This is a genomic window from Chloroflexota bacterium, assembly GCA_016235055.1.
Taxonomy (GTDB): Bacteria; Chloroflexota; Anaerolineae; order JACRMK01; family JACRMK01; genus JACRMK01.
In genome coordinates, this window is sequence record JACRMK010000052.1 from 1 (window position 1) to 22,512 (window position 22,512).

Annotated in this window: 22 protein-coding genes; 19 read left to right on the forward strand and 3 right to left on the reverse strand. The window is 64.5% G+C overall.

Annotation, left to right across the window (positions count from 1 at the left end):
• Nucleotides 1-203: 203 nt before the first annotated feature.
• Complete coding sequence (locus tag HZB53_13600; GenBank protein MBI5878679.1) at nucleotides 204-929, reverse strand: hypothetical protein; 726 nt, start codon at nucleotides 927-929, stop codon at nucleotides 204-206.
• Nucleotides 930-933: 4 nt separating this feature from the next.
• Nucleotides 934-2,004 (reverse strand): RIP metalloprotease RseP, encoded by a 1,071-nt coding sequence (rseP, locus tag HZB53_13605; protein ID MBI5878680.1) that lies wholly within the window; start codon nucleotides 2,002-2,004, stop codon nucleotides 934-936.
• A gap of 644 nt (nucleotides 2,005-2,648) precedes the next feature.
• On the opposite strand from rseP, the gene HZB53_13610 reads away from it, so the two are divergent.
• The 9 genes from HZB53_13610 to HZB53_13650 all read left to right on the forward strand — a co-directional run bounded on the left by HZB53_13610 (nucleotide 2,649) and on the right by HZB53_13650 (nucleotide 11,985).
• Nucleotides 2,649-3,902 carry a YvcK family protein gene (locus HZB53_13610; GenBank protein ID MBI5878681.1) on the forward strand — a complete coding sequence of 418 codons (1,254 nt, stop codon included), beginning with the start codon at nucleotides 2,649-2,651 and terminating at the stop codon, nucleotides 3,900-3,902.
• Nucleotides 3,899-4,273 carry a CBS domain-containing protein gene (locus HZB53_13615; protein MBI5878682.1) on the forward strand — a complete coding sequence of 125 codons (375 nt, stop codon included), beginning with the start codon at nucleotides 3,899-3,901 and terminating at the stop codon, nucleotides 4,271-4,273. The genes HZB53_13610 and HZB53_13615 overlap by 4 nt, the downstream gene beginning before the upstream one ends.
• Nucleotides 4,274-4,350: 77 nt before the next feature.
• Nucleotides 4,351-5,364, forward strand: a complete 1,014-nt coding sequence (gene gap, locus HZB53_13620; protein ID MBI5878683.1) for a type I glyceraldehyde-3-phosphate dehydrogenase — start codon at nucleotides 4,351-4,353, stop codon at nucleotides 5,362-5,364.
• A gap of 68 nt (nucleotides 5,365-5,432) precedes the next feature.
• Nucleotides 5,433-6,482 (forward strand): type I glyceraldehyde-3-phosphate dehydrogenase, encoded by a 1,050-nt coding sequence (locus tag HZB53_13625; protein MBI5878684.1) that lies wholly within the window; start codon nucleotides 5,433-5,435, stop codon nucleotides 6,480-6,482.
• A gap of 12 nt (nucleotides 6,483-6,494) precedes the next feature.
• Nucleotides 6,495-7,511, forward strand: coding sequence for a type I glyceraldehyde-3-phosphate dehydrogenase (gene gap, locus HZB53_13630; GenBank protein MBI5878685.1), 1,017 nt, complete (start codon nucleotides 6,495-6,497; stop codon nucleotides 7,509-7,511).
• A gap of 25 nt (nucleotides 7,512-7,536) precedes the next feature.
• Nucleotides 7,537-8,706, forward strand: coding sequence for a phosphoglycerate kinase (locus HZB53_13635; GenBank protein ID MBI5878686.1), 1,170 nt, complete (start codon nucleotides 7,537-7,539; stop codon nucleotides 8,704-8,706).
• A gap of 39 nt (nucleotides 8,707-8,745) precedes the next feature.
• Nucleotides 8,746-10,377 carry a hypothetical protein gene (locus HZB53_13640; protein ID MBI5878687.1) on the forward strand — a complete coding sequence of 544 codons (1,632 nt, stop codon included), beginning with the start codon at nucleotides 8,746-8,748 and terminating at the stop codon, nucleotides 10,375-10,377.
• Between the two features lie 57 nt (nucleotides 10,378-10,434).
• Complete coding sequence (locus tag HZB53_13645; protein ID MBI5878688.1) at nucleotides 10,435-11,193, forward strand: triose-phosphate isomerase; 759 nt, start codon at nucleotides 10,435-10,437, stop codon at nucleotides 11,191-11,193.
• A gap of 33 nt (nucleotides 11,194-11,226) precedes the next feature.
• Entirely contained in the window at nucleotides 11,227-11,985 is a 759-nt protein-coding gene (locus tag HZB53_13650; GenBank protein MBI5878689.1) for a hypothetical protein, read from the forward strand.
• Between the two features lie 10 nt (nucleotides 11,986-11,995).
• On the opposite strand, the gene HZB53_13655 is transcribed toward HZB53_13650, so the two are convergent.
• Nucleotides 11,996-13,231, reverse strand: a complete 1,236-nt coding sequence (locus HZB53_13655; GenBank protein ID MBI5878690.1) for a metallophosphoesterase — start codon at nucleotides 13,229-13,231, stop codon at nucleotides 11,996-11,998.
• 386 nt (nucleotides 13,232-13,617) lie between these two features.
• Here HZB53_13655 and HZB53_13660 point away from each other — a divergent pair, with 386 nt between their 5' ends.
• The 10 genes from HZB53_13660 to HZB53_13705 all read left to right on the forward strand — a co-directional run bounded on the left by HZB53_13660 (nucleotide 13,618) and on the right by HZB53_13705 (nucleotide 22,472).
• The gene (locus HZB53_13660; GenBank protein ID MBI5878691.1) at nucleotides 13,618-14,277 is read left to right on the forward strand and encodes a hypothetical protein; all 660 of its coding nucleotides are present in this window, start codon (nucleotides 13,618-13,620) and stop codon (nucleotides 14,275-14,277) included.
• Nucleotides 14,274-15,233: an ornithine cyclodeaminase family protein gene (locus HZB53_13665; protein MBI5878692.1), complete on the forward strand. Its 960-nt coding sequence runs from the start codon at nucleotides 14,274-14,276 to the stop codon at nucleotides 15,231-15,233. The genes HZB53_13660 and HZB53_13665 overlap by 4 nt, the downstream gene beginning before the upstream one ends.
• Nucleotides 15,230-16,207, forward strand: a complete 978-nt coding sequence (locus HZB53_13670; protein MBI5878693.1) for a threonine/serine dehydratase — start codon at nucleotides 15,230-15,232, stop codon at nucleotides 16,205-16,207. Before HZB53_13665 ends, HZB53_13670 begins: the two co-directional genes overlap by 4 nt.
• A 29-nt stretch (nucleotides 16,208-16,236) precedes the next feature.
• Nucleotides 16,237-17,736 carry a peptidase S10 gene (locus tag HZB53_13675; GenBank protein ID MBI5878694.1) on the forward strand — a complete coding sequence of 500 codons (1,500 nt, stop codon included), beginning with the start codon at nucleotides 16,237-16,239 and terminating at the stop codon, nucleotides 17,734-17,736.
• Nucleotides 17,737-17,769: 33 nt separating this feature from the next.
• Nucleotides 17,770-18,228, forward strand: coding sequence for a RidA family protein (locus HZB53_13680; GenBank protein ID MBI5878695.1), 459 nt, complete (start codon nucleotides 17,770-17,772; stop codon nucleotides 18,226-18,228).
• A gap of 59 nt (nucleotides 18,229-18,287) precedes the next feature.
• Complete coding sequence (locus tag HZB53_13685; protein MBI5878696.1) at nucleotides 18,288-18,656, forward strand: hypothetical protein; 369 nt, start codon at nucleotides 18,288-18,290, stop codon at nucleotides 18,654-18,656.
• A gap of 392 nt (nucleotides 18,657-19,048) precedes the next feature.
• Nucleotides 19,049-19,681 carry an N-acetyltransferase gene (locus tag HZB53_13690; GenBank protein ID MBI5878697.1) on the forward strand — a complete coding sequence of 211 codons (633 nt, stop codon included), beginning with the start codon at nucleotides 19,049-19,051 and terminating at the stop codon, nucleotides 19,679-19,681.
• Complete coding sequence (locus HZB53_13695) at nucleotides 19,678-20,751, forward strand: DegT/DnrJ/EryC1/StrS aminotransferase family protein (GenBank protein ID MBI5878698.1); 1,074 nt, start codon at nucleotides 19,678-19,680, stop codon at nucleotides 20,749-20,751. The genes HZB53_13690 and HZB53_13695 overlap by 4 nt, the downstream gene beginning before the upstream one ends.
• Nucleotides 20,748-21,746, forward strand: coding sequence for a Gfo/Idh/MocA family oxidoreductase (locus HZB53_13700; protein MBI5878699.1), 999 nt, complete (start codon nucleotides 20,748-20,750; stop codon nucleotides 21,744-21,746). The genes HZB53_13695 and HZB53_13700 overlap by 4 nt, the downstream gene beginning before the upstream one ends.
• 12 nt (nucleotides 21,747-21,758) lie before the next feature.
• Nucleotides 21,759-22,472 (forward strand): glycosyltransferase family 2 protein, encoded by a 714-nt coding sequence (locus tag HZB53_13705; protein MBI5878700.1) that lies wholly within the window; start codon nucleotides 21,759-21,761, stop codon nucleotides 22,470-22,472.
• Nucleotides 22,473-22,512 lie beyond the last annotated feature (40 nt).

A 22,512-nucleotide genomic window follows, 5' to 3' on the forward strand; every position in this document is an offset into this window, starting at 1 on the left:
AGGCGCGCTCGGCATGCTTCAAGTGAGAATTCAATACGAGTCGTGCCAGCAGCATCGCGCATGCGGCCATCGAGCGGCCGACCAGGCCGGACACGCGGCAACACCAGCGAATATGCGTCGGCAGACGCGGTAAACAAATACAAATTCTCGCAATGGCGGTTTGCTGAATAGCCTTCCGGGGCTTGAAACTCGAATGGCGCGTGTCAATGCCATGTGAAGATGCGCGATTCGCTCGGCGGGCCGAGTGCATTGCCCGCCATATCGATTACCGTAACGTCCCACTTGAGCGCGCGCAGGTTCAGGTTGATGTCTTTGAAAATAGCCGGATCCACCTTCCAGCGGCTGTCTCGTGTATAGGTTCCCCGTGTTTCGGTGCCGTCGCTGCGGTTGACGAAGCGGAGTATCACGGCAAACTGCTGGCCCTCCTGCAAGCGCCCTTCCCAGACGAGAACAATCTCTGCATCCGGACCGCCGCCGTAGTCTACGCCGTCAGGCGGTAAGACCAGGCGCGGCGGCGGCACGGTCGGGCGCGGCGTGGGCGTCGGCGTGCTGGTCTGCGCCGTGGTTGGTGCGGGCGGCAATGTCGGCGTGGTCGTGCTGGTCGGCTCCGGTGTCGGCGTTGTCGTCGACGTGGCTGTCGGTCGCGGAGTGGCGGTCGGCGACGGGGTGAACGTCGGGCGCGCCCAAACCACTACGACGGGCGTCGGTTCCAGGGTTGGCACAAATCCGGTCATGGTGGCGGCCACACCCGGAACCAGCACAAATAGCACAATGCCCGCCGCCACGCCGAGCAGCACGCTCGCGATGGTTGGCCGTCCGCGCGAGTGCAGGTATCCAGGGTGATGCCCGCAATGCGGACAGACGGTCAGGCCGCCCAGTACGCGCCGGCCGCAGGCGCGACACTGCACGCGCTTGCGCGATGCGACCACTGGCTTAGCCGCCCGGCAGCAGGCGCTGCACGTCGAACACGGTGATGACCAGCATCAACAGCAACAGGATCGCCATGCCGACGAAGTGCACCACGCCCTCCAACTCCGGCTTAACGCGCTTGCCGCGCCGCAGCACTTCCAGCACAACGAACACCAGACGCCCGCCGTCCAGCGCCGGGAACGGCAGCATGTTGATGATCGCAAGGTTGACGCTCAGCAGCGCCGTGAACTGCATGCACGATTGCAGGTTGCGCCCGCAGAACAGCCCCGCGAACCCGGCGATCTGAACCGGCCCGCCGACCTCGGCCGGCGCCGTGCCATCGGCCATGCGCCGGAACCCGGTGAAGATCTGCGTGCCGGTGCTGATCGTTTCGTTGAACCCATATACGAGCGCGTCGAGTGGCGAATAGGATACGGTCTCTTCGCGAACAAACTGGAGCGTCATCGTGATGCCCATCCGCCCCTCGTTCTTGGGCGGGTGTACTCGCGGCGTCAAATAGACCGTCAGATTGTCCTTCGCGCGCTTCACGTCGATGCTGACCGGCTGCCCGGCGCGCTCAATCGCGGCGCGGCTGACGTCCATCCGGTTGACCACCGGTTGGCCGTCAATGCTCATGATGCGATCGCCCGCCTGCAGCCCGGCCATTTCGGCCGGCGATCCGGGAGCGACCGAGGCGACGTTGACGAACTCCACCGTGCGCGGCACGCCCATCAGCGCAATGACCATGAACAACACGATGGCCAGCACGACGTTCATACCCGCGCCCGCCGAGAGAATGACGGCGCGCTTCCATGCTTTGGCCGCCGCAAATGACTTTGGATCGCTCGGGTTCTCTTCGCCGGTCATACGCACAAAACCGCCGAGCGGCAACCAGTTCAACGTATAGTCCGTATCGCCGCGCTTGAACAACCGTACGGCGCGCGGCGGATAACCCAGCCCGAACTCCTCGACGCGCACGCCGGCGCGGCGGGCAGCGATAAAGTGCCCGATCTCGTGCACCAGCACCAGCACCGACAGGACGATCATGAAATACAGGATCGTCGTCGCAATATTTGTGATATTCGCAATATCCATGTGCCATCCCTTCCCGGCCGCTCACCAATGCACCGGCGCCTCGTTTAGCCGGTGTTATAGACCATACGGCCATTATAAGGGCGATACATTTTTCGACCGAATGACTCAGTCGCATCGCGGCGATAACCAGAAGCCTGACCCGCAGCCTGGGCTGTGCCAGCAACTCAAGCGCGGAAACTTGTCCAGCAATTCTCATTTTGGAGTCGGCCGCCAGGTTGCCTCCTCATCCCCTGGCCCCTGCTCCCCCGCGCGCGCGGGGGGGCAGGGGAAAAGCTAACGGGGAGGTGCGCAGCGGCGCAGCCGCTGCGCACCTCCCCTTAGAATCTCGCCCCCTCCCAACTTCGTTGGGAGGGGGTCGGGGGGAGGGCAACGCCGCTTTCTTGGCGAGCCAGCACGCGTGACAAGCACCAGGGGGCCAGTTCATAGCAAGCTGGCAATGGAAAGTACCCGTACAAAGCCAAAATGAGAATTGCTGAAACGTGTCACGGCTGGTTGCACCTCACCATAAGATGGGCTATAATTTTACCGGCGCGTCGAGCGCCAGAAATCATCCGACCCGATACCTTGCGTTCATGGTGCAACCCCGCATCAACAGTCTGCGCAGATGGCTCCGACCCGGCTTGCATATCAAACGCTGGATCGCGATGCTTATTCTCGGCAACTTGCTGTTGATCGGCGGTGTGGAAATACTGCTGCTGGACTTTTTCGGCGCGCCGGTGGCGGCGCCCTCTGCAGCGCTCGGCGTCTTCCGTCAGGTTCTGGTGGTCGGCGCCGTCGCCGGCCCGCTCCTGATTATCCTCTCGATCGTGCGCATCAACCAGACGTTGCTGGCGCCGTTCATGTCCGGCTCCGGCGCCAGCCTCGTCGGCGAACTCGAAACGTTCCAGGCGCGCCAGAGCGGACCCAAGATTGTCGCCATGGGCGGCGGAACGGGCCTGTCGACGCTACTGCGCGGCCTCAAGGAGCACACGAACAATATCGTAGCCATCGTCACCGTTGCCGACGACGGCGGCAGCTCCGGCCGGCTGCGCCAGGAACTGGGTGTGCTGCCGCCCGGCGACTTCCGACAGTGCATCGCCGCGCTGGCCGAGGACGAAGCGCTGACAACCGCGCTGTTCCAGTACCGCTTTGCCGAGGGCGATTCGCTCAAAGGGCACGCCTTTGGCAATCTGTTCATCGCGGCCATGGCCGGCGTCACCGGCAATTTCGAGACCGCCCTGTCCGAGTCGGGCAAGGTGCTCAAGATTCGCGGGCGGATCATGCCGTCCACACTGGATGATGTCAAGCTCGTCGCCGACCTGCGCGGCGAGCACGAGATCCAGCGCACGGTGGGCGAGTCTGAAATCGGACACAGCGTCCTGCCAATCGAGCGCGTATTTCTGGAGCCGGAGAACCCGCCGGCCTTCCCGGACGCCGTGCGCGCCATTCTGGAAGCGGACTTGATCGTCGCCGGTCCCGGCAGTTTGTACACCAGCGTGATGCCCAACCTGCTGGTGCCCGCGATCGCGCGCGCGTTGGCCACCAGCCGCGCGCCCAAGATTTACGTCGCCAATGTCGCCACCCAGTTGAGCGAGACGACCGGCTACTCGGTTCACGATCACATGAATGCCATCGAGCGGCATGTCGGCCGCGGTGTTTTCAGTCACATGCTGGTCAACGATAACCTGTCGCCGCGCCTGCCGGACGGCTACACGATCAGCATCCTGTCTCCCGAGGGGGAGGGACGCGGCTACGGGATGGTGCGCGCCGATGTCATCGACGCGCGCAAACCGTGGCGGCACGACGCGCGCAAACTGGCGCGCGCAATCATGGGCATAGTCGAATCGCGCCGCGGCACGCGGCCCGCCGAGGACGCTGCCGGCGCGATTCCGTATCCCTCCCGGAGGATTACCGAATGAAGACAGCCAAAGACGTGATGACGCGCAACGTGTACCTGATCGCCTCAACGGCGAGCGCGGGTGAGGCAAGCGCCCGCATGCAGCAGCACCATATCCATAGCCTGCTGGTCGAGCGCGACGGCGACCTCGACGCGTACGGCATCGTGACCGACACCGACATTGTCGGCAAAGTGATGGCCCAGGGCCGCGACCCGGGCGCCACCCGCGTGCGCGACGTGATGAGCAAGCCGATCATTACGGTGCCGCCGGACTGCTCGCTCTTCGACATGGCCCAGTTGATGGCGCGCAACCATATCAACCACCTGCCTGTCTTCGACGGCAAGCAACTGGTCGGAATCGTCAGTAGCACCGACATATTCAACGTCAAGTAGCCCGGCCCCGGCCGCGCACGCTGGGGGCACAATCCGCGGCGGCGCACGTCGCCGGCCGCTTCTACGAGGTAACGCACATGACCGTCAAAGTGGGCATCAACGGCTTTGGCCGCATCGGGCGGCAGGTATTCAAGGCGATCGAGCAACACTATGCCGGCGATCTCGAAGTCGTCGCCGTGAACGACCTGACCAGCAACGACATGCTGGCCTATCTGCTCAAATACGACTCGAACTACGGCCGCTATCCGGGCGAAATCAAGGTTGAGGAAGGCGCGCTCGTCGTTGGCGGGCGGCCGGTGCGCACGTACGCGCAGTTTGATCCGAGCAAGATCCCGTGGGGTGATTTGGGCGCGCAGATCGTCATCGAATCGACCGGCGTCTTTACGGACGCCAAAAAAGCCAGGCTGCACATGGATGCGGGTGCGCAGAAAGTCATCATCTCCGCGCCGGCCAAGAACGAGGACTTCACGGTCGTCATCGGCGTCAACGACGACCAGTACGACCCCGCGAAGCACCACATCATAAGCAACGCGTCGTGCACTACGAACGGCCTCGCGCCCGTGGCCAAGGTCATCCACGAGCAGTTCGGCATTCAGCGCGCCATGATGACGACGGTTCACTCATACACCAACGACCAGCGCATCCTCGACCTGCCGCACCCGGACGACATGCGCCGCGCCCGCGCCGCCGCGCTGAATATCATTCCGACCACGACCGGCGCCGCGCGCGCCGTTGCCAAAGTCATCCCGGCGCTCAAGGGCAAGTTCGACGGCGTGGCCATCCGCGTGCCGACCCCGACCGTGTCGATCATCGACTTGGTGGTCAACACCGAACGCGAGGCGACGCCGGAGTCGCTGAAGGCGGCGTTCCAGGCCTACGAGGCCGGACGCGGCAAAGGCATCCTGCAGTACAGCGAAGATCCACTTGTCAGCATAGACCTGAAGGGCGACGAGCACTCGACTATCGTTGACGGCGGCATGACCATGGTGATGGACAAGACGATGGTCAAGGTCTTCGCCTGGTACGACAATGAATGGGGCTACTCCTGCCGCGTGGCCGACCTGACCAGGCTGGTTGCGGCGAAACTCTAAGCCACCGCGCGGGGCGGCGCGCAACCGCCCCGCGCGCACCCACTCGAACCGCACACCGAGGAGAGACCATGACCCGTGTGGCCTTGAACGGCTTCGGGCGAATCGGCCGCCAGATCTTCAAGATCCTCTGGGCCCGCTTCCCGCAGTTGGAGATCGTCGCCATCGGCGTGACGGACCCGACCAAAACAGAAACCCGCGCCATCCTGCTGAAATACGACTCGGTGTACGGCCAGTTCGCGCCGGAGGTCGAGGCGCGTGTCGACGGCAAGAAGTCCGCACTGGTCGTCAACGGGCGCAGCGTTCCGGTGGTCGCGCGCCAGGAACGCTACGGCCCCACACGCTGGACGTCGTACGGGGCCGATATCGTGATCGACGCCACCGGCTACTGCCGAACGGCGGACCGGGCCCGGCAGCACCTGTCGCAGGGCGCGAAGAAGGTCATCGTCACGCAGCCGATGGAAGGCGAGGACGTGACGCTGATCATGGGCGTCAATCACGGCCAGTATGACCCGGCCCGGCATCATATCGTGTCGTCATCGACAGCCTCGACGATTTGTCTCGCGCCCGTCGCGCACGCGCTCCAGCAGCGCGTCGGGCTGCTCGAAGGCATGATTACCTCGGTGCATGCGATCACCAACGGGCAGTCACTGCTCGACAAGGTCCGCGACGACCCGCGCGCCTCGCGCGCCGCCGGGCTGAACATCGTGCCGACACGGACCACGGCGGTGGAGGAGGCGGCGCACATCGTGCCCTCGCTGCGCAACCACTTTCTGGGCTCGGCGCTGGCCGTGCCGGTGCCGACAGTCTCGCTGCTCGACCTGACGGCGCACCTGGCCGAGCCGCTGACGATCGAGGCGGTCAACGGATGCTTCCGCGTGGCCGCTGCCGGTGAGATGAAAGGCATCATGGATGTGACCGAGGAAGAGTTGGTATCGAGCGACTTCATCGGCAACCCGTACTCGGCTGTGGTGGACGCCAGGGCCACCATGGTGGCCGGCCCGCTCGTCAAGGTCAACGCGTGGTACGACAATGAATGGGGCTATTCCAATCGTGTCTGCGATCTGGCCGCATTGATCGCCATGAAGATGGAGCCGGCGGCGCCGGCCCGGGGCGCATAGGGAGCGCCGACCATGACCAAAACCCGCATTGCATTCAACGGCTTTGGCCGCACCGGCCGCCAGGCGTTCAAGGCCATTTGCGAGTCACACCCGGAGCTTGAGGTGGTGGCGGTCGCGATCCGCGACATGTCGCAGGTCGGCGTCATGGCCGCCCTGCTGGCGCACGACTCCAACTACGGCGCGTTCAACGGCACGGTCAAGACCGACGGGCGCAGCCTGATCGTCAACGGCAGGCCGGTGGCGCTGTGCGCCGCGCCGGTGCTCTCGCGGCTGCCCTGGCGCGAGCTCGGCGTGGATATCGTCATCGAATGCACCGGCGTCTTCACGAAAGGTTCCGAAGCGGCCGGACACCTCGAGGCGGGCGCGCGCAAGGTCATCATAACGGCGCCGGCCAAGAATGAGGACGTGACCATTGTGCTCGGCGTCAACGAGGAAGACTACATCCACGAGCGCCACCACATCATCTCGAACTCGTCATGCACGACGAACTGCCTCGCCACGACCGCCAAGGTGCTGCATGACGCGTTCGGCATCGAAGCCGGCCTGATGACGACCGTGCACTCGTACACGTCCACGCAGCAACTGCTGGACAAGACGGACAAGGACGCGCGACGCGCACGCTCGGCGCCGACCAACATCGTGCCGAGCACGACCGGCGCCGCCAAGGAGCTTGGGCGCGTCCTGCCGCAGTTGGCCGGCAAGTTCAACGGCCTCGCCATGCGCGTGCCGACGCCGACGGTGTCGATCGTGGACTTCGTCGCCCTGCTGAACCATCCCGCGACCGCCGACGGCATCAACGAGGCGTTCCGGCAGGCCTCGCGCACGCGCATGAAAGGCATCCTCGGCGTGAGCGACAAGCCGTTGGTATCAATGGACTTCAAGGGCGACCCGCGCTCGTCCATCATCGACGGGCCGCTGACGCAAAGCCTCGGCCAGATGATCAAGGTCTCGGCCTGGTACGACAACGAGTGGGGCTACTCCTGCCGCGTCGCCGACCTGGCCGACTTTGTCGCGAACAAGGGCTTGTAACCCGGACCGGAAAGCGAACGTTATGATCAATAAGCAGACTGTGCGTGATATAGACGTCAAGCAGAAACGCGTGCTCGTGCGCGTTGATTTCAATGTACCGCTCGACGGCGGCGTCATCAGCGACGACACGCGCATCCGCGCCGCCATTCCGACCATTCGCTATCTGGTGGACGCCGGCGCTCGGGTGGTGCTCATGTCGCACCTGGGCCGCCCGAAGGGCGTCGACGACACGCTGCGCCTCGCCCCGTGCGCGGCGCGCCTGGCCGAACTGCTCGGACGGACGGTGCAAACGGCGTCCGACTGCGTCGGTGACGACGTGACGGTCGCTGTCCTGGCGCTCAAGTCGGGAGACATCATCCTGCTCGAGAACCTGCGGTTCCACAAGGAGGAGGAGAAGAATGACCCGGCGTTCGCGCGCCAACTGGCCGCGCTGGGCGAGGTGTACGTCAATGACGCGTTCGGCACCGCGCACCGCGCGCATGCCAGCACCGAAGGCGTGGCGCACCGCTTGCCCGCCGTGGCCGGTTTCCTGATGGAGAAGGAGCTCAATTTCCTCGGCAAGGCGGTTACCGCGCCGGAGAGGCCGTTCATCGCCATTCTCGGCGGCGCGAAGGTGTCCGACAAGATCGCGGTGATCGAGAACCTGATGCAAAAAGCCGATTATGTGCTGATCGGCGGCGGCATGGCCAACACATTCATCCGGGCGCAAGGCCACGAGACCGGCGACTCGCTGGTGGAAGCCGACAAGGTCGAGACGGCGCGCGCGCTTATGGCGGCGGGCGGCGCGAAGCTCGTCCTGCCGGTGGACGCGATCATCGCCGACAAGTTCGACAAAGACGCAACTGCGCAAATCGTGGACATCGACAAGGTGCCATCTGGCTGGCGCATTCTCGACGTCGGCCCGCGCACCATCGCCCTGTTTCGCGAGCGCCTGGCCGGCGCCCGGACGATTGTCTGGAACGGGCCGCTCGGCGTGTTCGAGTTCCCGAAGTTTGCGCGGGGCACGGTGGCGATCGCGCAGGCACTGGCCGCGTCGGGTGCGACGACCATCATCGGCGGCGGCGAAAGCGTGGCTGCCGTGGAGCAGGCCGGCGTCGCGGACCGGATCACTCACATGAGTACCGGCGGCGGCGCGTCGCTGGAGTTTCTCGAAGGCAAGACCTTGCCGGGCGTAGCCGCGCTGCTCGACAAGTAGCGCCAGAAAATGCGCCGGCACAACAAAAGGGAGAGAATCGTGAACAGGAAAACATACCTCATGGCATTCGTCATGATCGTCGCGGCGGCGCTGGCGGCTTGCGATAGCGGCAGCGCCACCAAGGCGCCGGAAGCGTCCAGCACACCGGCCGCAGCGCAAAGCGGTTCCACCGCAACCGCGCAGCCGGCCCTCACGCCGGCCGCGGCACAGGCCGGCCCAACGGCCGCTACCGGCGACAAAGCGCCGACGAGGAGCGCCACCGCAGCGCCGGCCGCAACGGCGAACAACCTGGTGCCGACCGCTGCGCCCGGCACGGCCAATACCAGCTTTCAAACAGCGCGCGTGCTGGGCAAAGACCCGCTCAAGTTCGGTGTGAAGGAATCCGAACTGTATTACAAGATCGAGATTGCGCGCGGCGGCATCGTCAGCGTCACGTTGACCGTCGAAGCCGGTTCGCCGGGACCGGCGAAGCTCACGCTCTTCAGCGAGTTGCAGGAGTTCGTGACGGACGTGGCCGTACCGGTCGGGAAGAGCACGGCCTTACGGTACATCTTTAACGGCAAGGGTGGCGGCGACGTCTTTCTCTCGGTGCGCGGCGAGTCGAATGTTACTCTGAGCGCGCAGGCATTGGCGCAGAACGACGGCGGCTCGAAGGGCGATGCGGGCGATACGTTCGACAAGCCGACGACCGTCGCCCTCGGCACGTTCACCGGGATGCTGGGCGACGCGGACACCGACGACATCTTCGCTATCGACCTGCCGAAGACGGGCGGCATCTTCAACATCTCCGTCAAGACCGCCGACGGGGCCATCAAAGTAGCTGCGTACGATGATAAGCAGAACTGGATAAACGAAGCGAGTACGGACAAGAACCGCCCAAATGCCGGCAGCCTGCCGTTCGTGCTGGCGACGGGGCAGGGCGGCCGCTGGTTCGTCTCGCTGCGCGGCGCCGGGACCTACACCGTCGTGACGTCATTCGGCGCGCAGAACGACGCCGGCAGCGGCAAAGATGCGCCCGGCGAGTTCGGCCAGGCCTTGCTGATCAAGCCCGGCGCGTACACCGGCTTCGTGGGCGGCCCCGATTCCGATGACATCTACGCATTTGATCTGGGCAAAGCCGGCGGCGTGCTGAATGTTACAATCAAGACGACCGATGGTCCGGTCAAGGCGACCGTCTACGATGACAACCAAGGTTGGATCGCCGAGGTCAAGGCGGACAAAGATCATGCGGACGGGGCGGCAATCCGCTATATCATTTCCGTCAACAAAGGTGGCAAGTGGTACCTCGAAGTCAATGGCGAGGGCGCGTACGCCTTTAGCGTGGCCTTCGTAGTGCAGAACGACGGCGGCAGCGGCAAGGATGCCGGCGACAGTACCGATACCGCCGTCACACCGAAGAGCGCCGAGTTCACTGGCACAATCGGCGACGCCGACGAAAGCGACTACTACAAGATCCCGGCGACGATCGGCCGCAAAGTCAATGTCAAGTTCGTGAAGGGCGAGGGCACATTGAAAGTCACCCTGTACGACAAGGGCGGCGGCTACATCAAGGATGTCGAAGTCGCGTCCGGGCAGGCGCTCGACCTGAGTGAAGATTCCGGCGCCACCACAGACTACTACCTGGAGATCCAGGGCGGCAGCGGCGACTACGCCGTCAAGATTAGCAAGTAGCACCGCCGGGCAAAGCGGGCGCCGCCCGCTGCACGGGGGCGGCGCAGGGGCATGTCGATGAAGCGTACTCCGATTATTGCAGGCAACTGGAAGATGAACAACGGCGTCGCCGATAGCTGTGCGCTGGCCGATGCGTTGTGCGCGGTGCTCGCGAACCCGGGTGCCGTGGAGGTGGTACTCTGCCCGCCGTTCGTCGCGCTGGCAGCCGTCGCCGCGCGCGTGAAGGGCACGGCGCTGCGCGTCGGCGCGCAGAACATGCACTGGCTCGACAAAGGCGCATACACGGGCGAAGTTTCGCCTCTGATGCTCAAGGAACTGGCTCAGTACGTCATCATTGGTCATTCCGAGCGCCGGCAGTATTTCGGCGAGACCGACGAGTCCGTGAACAAGAAGGTGCGCGCCGCGCTCACTCACGGCCTGCACCCGATCTTATGCGTCGGAGAGAACCTGGCACAGTACGACGCCGGGCAAACTAACGGCGTCGTTTCGCACCAGTTGCGCGAAGGCCTGCGCGGGGTATCGGCGCACGACGCGGCGGCGGTCATCGTCGCATACGAGCCGGTCTGGGCGATCGGCACGGGACGGGCGGCGAGCGGCGCGGGCGCCAACGCCGTCTGCGGGCTGGCCATTCGCGGAACGCTCTCCGAGCTGATCGGCGAGGCGAGCGCGCAGGCGATCCGGGTGCAGTATGGCGGTAGCGTCACCCCCGCGAATATCGCCGAGTATATGCAGCAGCCCGACATCGACGGCGCACTGGTCGGCGGCGCATCGCTCAAGGCCGCGGAGTTCGCGGCCATCGTGCGGGCCGCCGGCTGATCAGGCAGCACCCGCGCGAACTGACCCGTGGCCATGTCCGCCGCCCTGGAATCGCTCGCCTGGCTGGTCGGCATCACGCTCGTGATGCTGATGCTCAAGCGGTGGATTCACCGGCACGTGCGCGGGGTCGGACTCCTGCTAACCGGCAGCAATGCCGGTTCATTCGTTCTGTTTTCGGCGCTCTTCTTCCCCGGCACGGTGGCGCATGAACTGTCGCACCTGATCGCCGCGCGCTTTCTGGACGTGCGCGTTCACCGCATCTCGCTGCTGCCGTCGAAACAGCGCAACGGCGTTATGAGCCTTGGCTTTGTGGACGTCGACCGCACGGACGCGCTGCGCGAGGCGCTGATCGGGCTGGCGCCGCTCATAACCGGCACGGCGCTGACGCTACTAATCGCCTCAAACAATCTCGCCCCGGTCGCCGGCGCAGCCACCCAGACGGCCGAACTAGGCGAACTGATGGGCAGCATCCCGCGCCTGCTTTCATCGCGCGACCTGTATCTGTGGCTCTATCTGATCTTCACCATTTCGAACGGTATGCTGCCGAGCGAGTCGGACCGACGGGCCTGGGCGCCGATTGCCCTGTGGCTGGCCGCCATTGGGCTGGTGATGTACCTGGCGGGCGCGTTCTCCGCCGTCCCGGACACGTTCGATCGCGATCTGGGCAGTGCGGTGCGGTTGATCGTGCGCGCGTTCGCGTTTGCGGTGACCGTGGATGTGCTGGTTATGCCGATCCTATTCGTCCTGGAGCAACTGCTTCAGGTCCTGACCGGCAAGCGGGTGGAGTATTAGGGCGCTGGCGCTACGGCAGCAGTCCGGTTGTCCCGTTGAAGATGAAGGGCACGAACAGGTAGTTACAGCGATCGAGTACGTGCGTGTCGAACACGCTGTCGGACGGTGCTTTGACTGCGCTCAGCGTCAGGCGGCAATTCGCCACATCCACGCGCACGGCATGCCAGTAATCCGGGGTGCTGAAGAACGCCGCCGACCATGCGTTGGTAGCTGCTTTGGAGTAGAGCCCCGCGCCGCCGCCGCCCGTGACGATGTAGGTTACACCGCGGCCGGCGGGCACGTAGTCGCGGCGAAGGAACGTGCGCTCATACGTATGGTCGTGGCCGTTGAACACGATGTCGACGTTGTACTGCTCGAAGATCGGCCCCAATGTGTCGCGCAGCGGCTGAACGTATGCTTCGCTGCCGTGCGGGCCTGACGAGTAGATGGCGTGGTGGAAGAACACAAATTTCCAAAAGCGCGTTGTGGCCGCCAGGTCTTGCGCCAACCAGGCTGTCATGGCCGCCGCCGCCGCGCCGGTTAGATTCGTGTCCAGCGCGACCACATGTGCGTTGCCGTAGTCGAACGAGTAGTAGCTCTCCGTGCCGGTCGCGTCGTTCGACGGCAGATAGAATACGTCGTAGTACGGCGCGGCGCCCGCCTGCATATAGTCGTGATTGCCCGGCGACATGAAGAACGGCGCGGTGGCGAGCGTCAGGCTGTACGGTGCGAAGAAGCGCGGGCCGTAATTGGCGGCCTCGCCCGCCGGGTAGATCACATCGCCGGTGTGCAGGACAAACGCCGGTTGCATTCGCTGCAGCGTTCCAGCCACCGCGTACTGGTGGCTGTCGCCGCTGCCGCTATCGCCGAGCGCAGCGAAAGTGAAGTAAGAATCATACGCCGCGCGCAGCGTGCGGAACGACGCGCCGGCCAGCGGGGTCACGACCGCGCCGCTGTGTATCGTGTACCCGTAGTGCGTGCCGGGCAACAGGCCGCTCAGGGCGACGGCGTGCGTGGTGCTCACGGTGCCCGAAGACGACTGGCTCGTGTACGGCAAGTCGATGCCGTAGAACACTGTGGCGTCGGTCGGCACATCGGTGACCCAGATGAACTGGACGGTCGTTGTCGTCGGGTTGCCCAGATATGGGCCGCGCATAAGCGTTGGGTTGCCACCGGCGGCCCTTACGCCATTGTTACCAAGATACGTCGCCAGTAGAGTAGCCACAAGCGCCGCAGCACCGAGCGTAATCAGTAGTCGTCTAATCATTATCGGTATTGTAGTCGATAGCCTGCACTGCGGCAATCCAGGGTCATTCAATTGTCATAGTGCATGATGATTATCCGACGAAACGGGCGCTGAGCGGCACAAGACGCCGTCGAAGCGCGCGCATATCCCTGCCTTTCGACAGCGTTGTGCGCCGCTCAGGGCACGATCTCACGCTTTGTCAATGGACTTTTGAATCGCCCAGCAATTCTCAATTTGGCTTTGTACGGGTACTTTCCAATGCCGCTTGCGATGCGCTGGCTCTCAGGCGCTTGTCACGCAAGCTGGCCCGCCGAAAAAATGGCGCTGCCCTCCCCCCGACCCCCTCCCAACTTCGTTGGGAGGGGACGAGATTCTTAAGGGAGGTGCCACTATCGGGAGCTTCGGCAATGACGTTGTTTGCACAGACCATCGGGCGTTACCGCCTCTGGCTATACGCGGGCAGCCTGCTGGCGCTCGCGGCACTGCTGGCGCTATCGCCCTCGGAGGCGACGCTCGGCAGCGTGGTCAAGATCGTGTACCTGCATGGCGCGCTCGAACGGGTTGCGGCGTGGGCGTTCGTCGCGGCCGGGCTGGCGGGCGCAGCGCAACTGCTGGCCAAGCGAACGGCGCTCGCGCCGTGGGTGCAGGCGCTGTGCGAAACGGCGATGGCGTTCTGGCTTGCGCATTTCGTGGTCAGCATTCCGGCGCAGATCATGGCCTGGGGCGGTATCAACTGGCGCGAGCCGCGCGTCATGGATGCGATCTGGATCACCGGCATCAGCGGCGTGATCTACGTCATCGCGTTGTGGATCGCCAAGCCGCACTGGTGGGCCATCAGCGGCATCGCCAGCGCCGCGACGCTGATCATTGTGCTTAACGGTGCGGTCAACATACTGCACCCGCTCTCGCCAATCCTAACATCCGAGTCGGTCGCGATCAAGCTCTTCTACGGCGGCATCGTGCTCGCCGCGCTGGTGTTTGCGCTGACCATGCTGAACGACCTGGCGCGCCACAATACGTCCGGCAGTCCGGCCAGCGCGCCGGGAAGCGCGGCAGTCCGGCTATGACCGCCGCCCCTCCGACCCTGCCGCTGGCACGTATCCGCGAGCTGATCACGATGCCCGAGGCGATCGAGGCCGTTGAAGCGGCCTTCGTCGCACTCGATGCAGGACGGGCCGTGCTGCCCGGCGTTATCAATCTCGACATTCCGCAGTATCGCGGCGAGGTACACGTCAAGAGCGCCTACCTGTCCGGCACCGATTACTATACGATCAAGATTGCGTCCGGCTTCTATGACAACGATGCGCTCGGGCTGCCGGTCGGCAACGGTATGATGCTCGTCTTCGAGGCGCGCACCGGCCGTCTGGCCGCCCAGTTGCTCGACGAAGGCTGGCTAACCGAGTTGCGCACCGGCGCCGCCGGCGCCGTCTGCGTGCGGCACTGCGCGCCGGCTGGTACGGTACGCGTCGGCATGGTCGGCGCCGGCTCGCAGGCACGCTTCCAACTCGATGCGATCCGCCATGTGCGAACGGTGTCCGCCGTCACGGTCTGGAGCCGCAGCGACGCCCATGCCCGCGCCTATGCTTATGAAATGCAGGCACGCTACAATCTGCCCGTGCAAGTCGCCGCCAGCGTCGAGGCCGTCGCGCGCAACAGCGACGTGATTGTGACGGTGACACCGGCGCACGCGCCGCTCGTCAAAGCCGATTGGCTGCGCCCAGGACAGACCGTCATTGCCGTCGGCAGCGACGGCCCCGACAAACGGGAGCTCGACGCGGGCGCCGTCGGCTGCGCGGACCGGGTGATCGCCGACGTACTGGCGCAGTGCGCCCGGCTCGGCGAAATCCACCATGCGTTGGACAGCGGCGAACTGCTCGCCGAGCGTGTCGTTGAACTTGGCGCCGTGGTTTCCGGGTGCGCGCCTGGCCGCACAAATTCGCACGAACTGATCATCTGCGACCTGACCGGCGTCGGCGTGCAGGATGCCGCCGTGGCTGCGCTCGTCGCGAAGAAGGCCGCATGATTGAATTGCGCGATATATACGCGGCGCGACTACGCCTGCGAAAGCAGTTGCCGGCGACCCCACTGCGCTATTCGCACCTGCTGAGCCAACTGACGAGTACGCGCCTGTTTCTTAAGCTCGAAAACTTCAATCCGACCGGCTCGTTCAAAGTGCGCGGCGCATACAACATGATCGGCGCGAATCTCGCGGAAGCGCGCCGGCGCGGCATTGTGACGGCTTCGGCAGGCAATCACGGCCTCGGCACGGCATGGGCGGCATCTCGACTGGGCGGCGTGCCCGCGACGATCTTCCTGCCGCACAGCGCTCCGCAGGCCAAGGTCAGCAAGTTCGGCGAGTTTGCCGTCAACGTGCGCTTCGCCGGCGAGACGTATGACGACGCGCACCACGCCGCCGACGCGCACGCCGCCGAGACGGGCGCGCTCTACATCGGCGCATATGCCGACCCCGAAGTCGCCGCTGGGCAGGGCACGATCGCGCTTGAGCTGCTCGAAGCGCTGCCGGAGACCGCTGCCATCGTCGTGCCGGTCGGCGGAGGCGGCATGATTTCCGGCATCACGGTTGCCGCCCGGTCGATTAACCCGCGTATTCAGATCGTCGGCGTCCAGCCTGACGCATCGCCCGCACTGACTGCTTCGCTGCGCGACGGGATCTGCCACGAAGAGTATTCTGCCGGCCCGACCATCTGCGACGGGCTGGCCGGCGGCGTCGGCACGCTGGCGTATGAACTGGCGCGTTCCGGTGCGATAGACCGCGTTATCAATGTGAGCGAAGATCAGGTGCATGAAGCCGTCTATACGTTTCTGTCGCAGGAACAGTTGGTCATCGAGGGCTCGGGCGCGGTCGGACTAGCGGCGCTCATGAGCGGCCAGGTACCCGAGTTGCGCGGGCAGACCGTGGTGCTGGTATTATCCGGCGGCAACATCGACATGTGTATACTGCAAAGTATCAGCGCCCGCTTCGGCAATCATGCCTAGGCGGCGCGATTCAGTTACCGGAGTCATGTATGCCTGAAAGCGAAAACAAACCAAACGGCACGCCGGACGAAAAACAGTCCACCTTGGCCGATAACCTGGTTGTCACCCACCACACAATTCAGATCGGCGGCGAGGAGATCGCCTACACCGTTACCACCGGCACCATTGTCCTGCGCGAGGAAGCCGAGAAGCGCGGCGAGCCGGCCGGTGTGTCCGATGGCGAGCGCGCCAAGGCGTCGATCTTTTTCGTGGCCTACACGCGCGATGGTGTTGCCGATCGTACGCGCCGGCCGCTGACATTCTCATTCAACGGCGGACCGGGCTCGTCGTCGGTCTGGCTGCATCTCGGCGTGCTCGGTCCGCGCCGCGTGCTGATGACGGACGACGGCGATTTGCCGCCCCCGCCTTACCGCGTCGCCGATAACGAGTTCTCGCTGCTCGCCGACACCGACATGGTCTTCATCGACCCGGTCAGCACCGGCTTCAGCCGCGCGGTCGTCGGCGAGAAGGCCAAAGAGTTCCACGGTTTCAAGAAGGACATCGAGTCCGTCGGCGACTTCATCCGGCTCTACACGACGCGCTATCAGCGCTGGCTCTCGCCGAAGTTCCTGATCGGCGAGTCATACGGTACGACACGCGCCGCCGGCCTGTCCGGTTATCTGCAAGAACGGCATGGGCTGTTCTTGAACGGCATCATGCTAATCTCGACGATCTTGAACTTTAACACGGCGCGGTTCAACGCGGGCAACGACCTGCCATATATCCTGTTCCTGCCGACTTACACAGCCAGTGCCTGGTACCACAAGCGATTGGCGCCCGATTTGCAGGCCGATCTGCGGCGCGCGCTGACCGAAGCCGAGCAGTTTGCGCTGGGCCCGTACGCGGACGCGCTCATGCGCGGGGCGGCGCTGTCCGCCGAAGCGCGCGCGCAGATCGTGGCGCAGACGGCACGCTATACCGGCCTGTCCGCGGACTATGTGGACCGCGCAAACTTGCGCATCGAAATCCACCGTTTCACGAAGGAGTTGCTGCGCGATCAAAAGCGCACGATCGGCCGGCTGGATACGCGCTTTAAGGGCATCGACCGCGACGCGATCGGCGAGCGGCACGAGTACGATCCGAGCATGACGAATATCACGGGGCCGTATACGGCAGCCTTCAACGACTACGTGCGCCGCGAGTTGAAGTTCGAGACCGACCTGCCCTACGAGGTGCTGACGCCGCGCGTGCAGCCGTGGTCGTTCGCGGAGAACGAGAACCAGTACGTCAACGTGGCCGAGACACTCCGGCACGCCATGACGATCAATCCGTACCTTAAGGTCTTTGTCGGCAACGGTTTCTACGATCTCGCGACCCCGTACTTTGCGACGCAATACGTGTTCAACCACATCGGCGTCGATCCGACGCTACAGGGCCATATCCGCATGGCCTACTACGAAGCCGGGCATATGATGTACGTCCATCGCCCGTCGCTGGCGCAGATGAAGGACGACCTGGTGTCGTTTGTACGCGGCGCGAGCAACGTCTAACAGCCAGGTTATACATAACTCAAGGAGAGTGCCATGACCCCCGAAGAGCAATTGACCGCACGCGGCCTCGTGATCCCGCCGCCGCCGCCGCCCGTCGCGAATTACGTGCGCGCCGTGCGCTACGGCAATCTGTTGTACCTGTCCGGGCACGGCCCCAACGTGGCGGGCGGCAAAGTATGGAAGGGCAAGCTCGGCCGCGACCTGAGTGTCGAGGAAGGCTATGCCTGTGCGCAGGCGGTCGCGCTGAACCTGCTCTCGTCGATGAAGCAGACGCTCGGCGAGCTGTCGAAGGTCAAGCGAATCATCAAGGTGCTCGGCATGGTCAACGCCATCCCGGAATTTGAGGATCAGCCCAAGGTCATCAACGGTGCGTCCGACCTGTTCGTCGACCTGTGGGGCGAGCCGGGCCGCCATGCGCGCTCGGCTGTCGGTATGGGTTCGCTGCCGATGGGAATCCCCGTCGAAATCGAAGTGATCGTCGAAGTCGAGTAACTGCCCCGATGGGCGGCCGGGGGCACTCGCAAGCGCGCCCGGCCGTCCGTAAGCCCCCCATGCAAGGTCATCCCGATATCACGCGTCGACGTCTCGCCGCGTTCGCCTCCGAAGCGCAGTTGCGTGGGTGCGTGTATTCCCGCCGCCGGCCGGTCGCACTCGCTGTCTACTCCGCACCCGGCCGCATCAGCTACACTGAGGCGCTGCACGGCATATACCGGCCGGCCGTCGTGGGCGAGCAGTTTGGTCCGCTCTGGTCTACGCACTGGTTCCGCGTCGACCTTGCCATTCCCACTGACTGGCGCGGTGAAGAGGTCCACCTCTTGTGGGATTCGTCGTCGGAGGCGTGCGTCTGGGTTGACGGCGTTCCCGCGCAGGGATTGACCGGCACCGACGACACGCGGCGGGAGAATCGCAGGCGGGCGTAACACGGGCCAGCTGCCGGCGTGGATGCCGGCGGTGGTCAGCGGCTTCCCGCCGCTGAGCGTTAACCGGCCGCTGGCGTGAGGCCAGCGGCCAACGACATGCCGGCATGACGGGCTAGAATGAATTGCCAGTCTGGTTGCCAGCCAAGTTCCTGAACAGCCGGTCGGTGAGCCTGTCGAACCGGTCGAAGGGCGTAGAAATGCAAGCAGGCTTCTACTCCGTCTGCGACCCGCCCCGCGCCGTTAGCGGGGGTGGGCGGTGCGGCAAGCTCAGCCTGCGGTGCGCCGTTCCGGACACACTATCCGAAAATGGATAGCCCTGGCCCGGTGCAGGCTCAATTTGTGTGGCCGGAGCGCTTCGCTATAATTGATTAGTTGCACGGTCACAATCTGCCATGACTTCCGATTACTTCGTCCATGCCACCGCGGATGTCTCGCTGCGCGCGCGGATTGGCGCCGGCACGCGCATCTGGCAGCACTGCCAGGTACGCGAGGACGCCGTCATCGGGCGCGAGTGCATTCTGAGCAAAGGCGTGTACGTCGACGCCGGTGTGCAGATCGGCGACCGGGTCAAGATCCAGAACGGCGTGTCGGTCTATCACGGTGTAACGCTGGAAGACGGCGTATTCTGCGGGCCGCACTGCGTGTTCACCAATGACCTGCGTCCCCGCGCCATTAACCCCGACGGCTCGCTGAAAAGCGCCGACGATTGGACTCTGACGCCGACTCGCGTATGCACCGGTGCCTCGATCGGCGCGCACGCGACGATCGTATGCGGCGTGACCATCGGGCGCTGGGCGATGGTCGCCGCAGGGGCCGTAGTTACGCGCGATGTGCCCGATCACGGACTGGTCGCCGGTGTGCCGGCCCGTCTGCGGGCGTTCGTGTGCGCCTGCGGGCAAACGGCGACGGCCAACGGTGGCGACAGCAACGGCGAATCACTGGAGTTGCGTTGCCCGGCCTGTGGCCGTACCGTGCCGGTGTCGCGCACCAATTACGAACGCATGTTGAACGAACGGACACAATGATACCGATATCCAAACCGTACATCGGCGACGCCGAGAAACAAGCCGTGCTCGCCGTGCTCGACTCGGGCATGCTGGCGCAAGGGCCACGCGTGGCTGAGTTTGAGCAGCGCTGGGCGCGCGTCTGCGGCGTCAAACACGCGATCGCCGTGTCGAGCGGCACGGCCGCACTGCATCTCGCCCTGCTGGCGCACGGCATCGGCGCCGGCGACGAGGTCATTACGACGCCGTTCACGTTCGCTGCATCGGCCAACAGCATCCTGTACGTCGGCGCGAAGCCGGTCTTCGTGGACATCGACCCGCGCACGTTCAACATGGATCCGGCCCAGGTTGAAGCCGCGATCACGCCGCGAACGCGCGCAATCATGCCGGTCCACCTGTTCGGGCTGATGTGCGACATGGACCCGCTGATGGCGATTGCACGACGCCACGGGCTTGCGATGATTGAAGACGCGTGCCAGGCCATCGGCGCCGCGTATCACGGGCGGCGCGCCGGGTCGTTTGGCACCGGATGCTTCAGCCTGTACGCGACGAAGAACGTCATGACCGGCGAAGGCGGCATGATCACGACCGCCGATGATGCGTTTGCCCGGCAGTGCCGCCTGTTGCGCAATCACGGCATGGCACAGCGCTACCATCACGAGACGCTCGGTTTTAACCTGCGCATGACCGACATGCAGGCCGCGCTCGGACTGGCGCAACTCGACCGGCTCGACGACTTCACCGCCAAACGCCGTGCCAATGCCGACTACCTGAACGCACACATCGAAAGCGTTGCGACACCGACCACGCCGGACGGCTACGCGCACGTCTGGCACCAGTATACCGTGCGGATCGACCGCAGGCGCGACCGCGACGCCGCCGTGCGCCTGCTGACGGACGCGGGCGTCGGCACCGGCATCTTCTACCCGATTCCCGCCAACCAGCAAAAGCACATCGTGGAGATGGGGCTCGCCGGCGCGGAAACGGTGGAATCCGATCGCGCCGCGCGCGAGGTGCTCTCATTGCCGGTACACCCGCTGGTCAGCGCTGCAGACCTCGAGACGATTGCCGAGGCGGTCAACCGCCTATGACGCTGAAAGCCGCCGTCGTCGGTGTTGGTGCGATTGGGGCCAATCACGCGCGCGTGTACGCCGACCTGCCGGATGTGTCGCTCGTCGGCGTGGCCGACACGCACCGGCCAACCGCACAGGCGATTGCGCGCCGCTACGGCACAGTCGCCTATGCCGATTTCGAGCAACTGATGGAAGAGCGGCGGCCGGACATCGTCAGCCTGGCGGTGCCGACGTACCTGCACCACGACGTCGGGCTAAAACTGATCGCACGCGGCGTACACCTGTTGATCGAAAAGCCGATCGCACTCACGGTCGAGCAGGGACAGGCGCTGATTGACGCGGCCGCGCGCCAGGGTATATTGCTCACGGTCGGACACATTGAGCGCTTCAATCCGTCGGTGACGGCGCTGAAGGCGCGCCTGGCTGCCGGTGAGCTCGGTCGTGTCTTCCAGATGGACGCGCGCCGCCAGGGCCCCTTCCCGGAGCGCGTGCGCGATGTCGGCGTGGTGGTTGACCTCGCCGTGCACGATCTGGACGTGATGCGACACATTAGCGGCGCCGAGATCGTGCGGCTGTACGCCGAGACCCAGGGTCATGTGCATGGCGCGCACGAGGAGCTACTCACAGGCTTGTTGCGGCTCAGCAACGGGGCGGTCGGCACGCTGACCATCAGTTGGCTTACGCCGACCAAGATCCGCGAACTGCTGGTCACGGGCGAGCGCGGCATGTTCCGGCTGGACTATATCACCCAGGACCTCTACTTCTACGAAAATGCGCTGGCTATGGATCCCGAATGGGAGACAATGCAGGTGCTGCGCGGCGTGAGCGAAGGGCGCATGATCCGCTATCCCATCGTGAAAAAAGAGCCGCTCCGCGTTGAACTCGAGGCGTTTTGCGCCGCTGTGCGAGAGCATTTGCCTCCGCCAGTCAGCGGAGCCGACGGCCTGCAGGCGCTCGCGCTGGCGCAGATGCTGGTCACATCCGGGCTTGAGCATCGTCCCATCGTTATTTGAAATGCGCTGCGCATGAATGTTACCCTCCGCACCGCCGTCGTCGCGCCCGCCTACAACGAACAAGGCAAGATCGGCCGCGTCGTCAACAAGGTTCCCAGGGACATTATCAGCGCGATTGTGGTCGTCGACGATTGCTCGACCGATGCCACCTCGGCAGAAGCGGCGGCAGCAGGCGCCGTTGTGATCCGTCATGAGCGCAACCGCGGCGTCGGGGCCGCCATCCGCAGCGGCATCGACTATGCGCTGGCGAACGGCTTTGACGCGGTCGCTATCCTATCCGGCGACGACCAGCACGATCCGAACGATCTGTACGGAATGCTGGCACTGCTGGAGCAAGGCTATGATTTCGTGCAGGGGTCACGCCGGTTCGCCGGCGGATTGGATGCGCCCAATATCGGCTGGTTTCGCCGCATGTCGACCTGGGGTTATACGATCGTCTTCCGCCTGGTCAGCGGCTTCCCGTGCACCGATGCCACAAACGGCGGGCGCGCCTTTCGGCTCCGCATTTTCGACGATCGCCGCATCAATCTGTGGCAGGACTGGCTTGACACCTACGAGTTAGAGACCTATCTGCTGTTTAAGGCGATTAAGACCCACGTCCGAATCGTCGAGGCGCCCGTCAAAGTGATCTATCATGATCGCGGAACGACCAAGATGAAGCCGTTTCGCGATTGGTGGCGCATCATGAAGCCGCTCGTGTATTTATCACTCGGCCTCCGAAAGTAGCCGGCAAGCAAAAGCCCCGGGACGCTGCCCGGGGCCTTTT

Excerpts from the sequence above, each read along its gene's own strand:
- HZB53_13660 (MBI5878691.1), top strand. The coding sequence starts at position 13,618 with ATGACGTTGTTTGCACAGACCATCGGGCGTTACCGCCTCTGGCTATAC.
- HZB53_13705 (MBI5878700.1), top strand. The coding sequence starts at position 21,759 with ATGAATGTTACCCTCCGCACCGCCGTCGTCGCGCCCGCCTACAACGAA.
- HZB53_13700 (MBI5878699.1), top strand. The coding sequence starts at position 20,748 with ATGACGCTGAAAGCCGCCGTCGTCGGTGTTGGTGCGATTGGGGCCAAT.
- HZB53_13695 (MBI5878698.1), top strand. The coding sequence starts at position 19,678 with ATGATACCGATATCCAAACCGTACATCGGCGACGCCGAGAAACAAGCC.
- gap (MBI5878683.1), top strand. The coding sequence starts at position 4,351 with ATGACCGTCAAAGTGGGCATCAACGGCTTTGGCCGCATCGGGCGGCAG.
- HZB53_13625 (MBI5878684.1), top strand. The coding sequence starts at position 5,433 with ATGACCCGTGTGGCCTTGAACGGCTTCGGGCGAATCGGCCGCCAGATC.
- HZB53_13650 (MBI5878689.1), top strand. The coding sequence starts at position 11,227 with ATGTCCGCCGCCCTGGAATCGCTCGCCTGGCTGGTCGGCATCACGCTC.
- HZB53_13675 (MBI5878694.1), top strand. The coding sequence starts at position 16,237 with ATGCCTGAAAGCGAAAACAAACCAAACGGCACGCCGGACGAAAAACAG.
- HZB53_13645 (MBI5878688.1), top strand. The coding sequence starts at position 10,435 with ATGAAGCGTACTCCGATTATTGCAGGCAACTGGAAGATGAACAACGGC.
- HZB53_13690 (MBI5878697.1), top strand. The coding sequence starts at position 19,049 with ATGACTTCCGATTACTTCGTCCATGCCACCGCGGATGTCTCGCTGCGC.
- HZB53_13610 (MBI5878681.1), top strand. The coding sequence starts at position 2,649 with ATGCTTATTCTCGGCAACTTGCTGTTGATCGGCGGTGTGGAAATACTG.
- HZB53_13655 (MBI5878690.1), bottom strand. The coding sequence starts at position 13,231 with ATGATTAGACGACTACTGATTACGCTCGGTGCTGCGGCGCTTGTGGCT.
- HZB53_13615 (MBI5878682.1), top strand. The coding sequence starts at position 3,899 with ATGAAGACAGCCAAAGACGTGATGACGCGCAACGTGTACCTGATCGCC.
- HZB53_13670 (MBI5878693.1), top strand. The coding sequence starts at position 15,230 with ATGATTGAATTGCGCGATATATACGCGGCGCGACTACGCCTGCGAAAG.
- HZB53_13665 (MBI5878692.1), top strand. The coding sequence starts at position 14,274 with ATGACCGCCGCCCCTCCGACCCTGCCGCTGGCACGTATCCGCGAGCTG.
- HZB53_13680 (MBI5878695.1), top strand. The coding sequence starts at position 17,770 with ATGACCCCCGAAGAGCAATTGACCGCACGCGGCCTCGTGATCCCGCCG.
- rseP (MBI5878680.1), bottom strand. The coding sequence starts at position 2,004 with ATGGATATTGCGAATATCACAAATATTGCGACGACGATCCTGTATTTC.
- HZB53_13685 (MBI5878696.1), top strand. The coding sequence starts at position 18,288 with ATGCAAGGTCATCCCGATATCACGCGTCGACGTCTCGCCGCGTTCGCC.
- gap (MBI5878685.1), top strand. The coding sequence starts at position 6,495 with ATGACCAAAACCCGCATTGCATTCAACGGCTTTGGCCGCACCGGCCGC.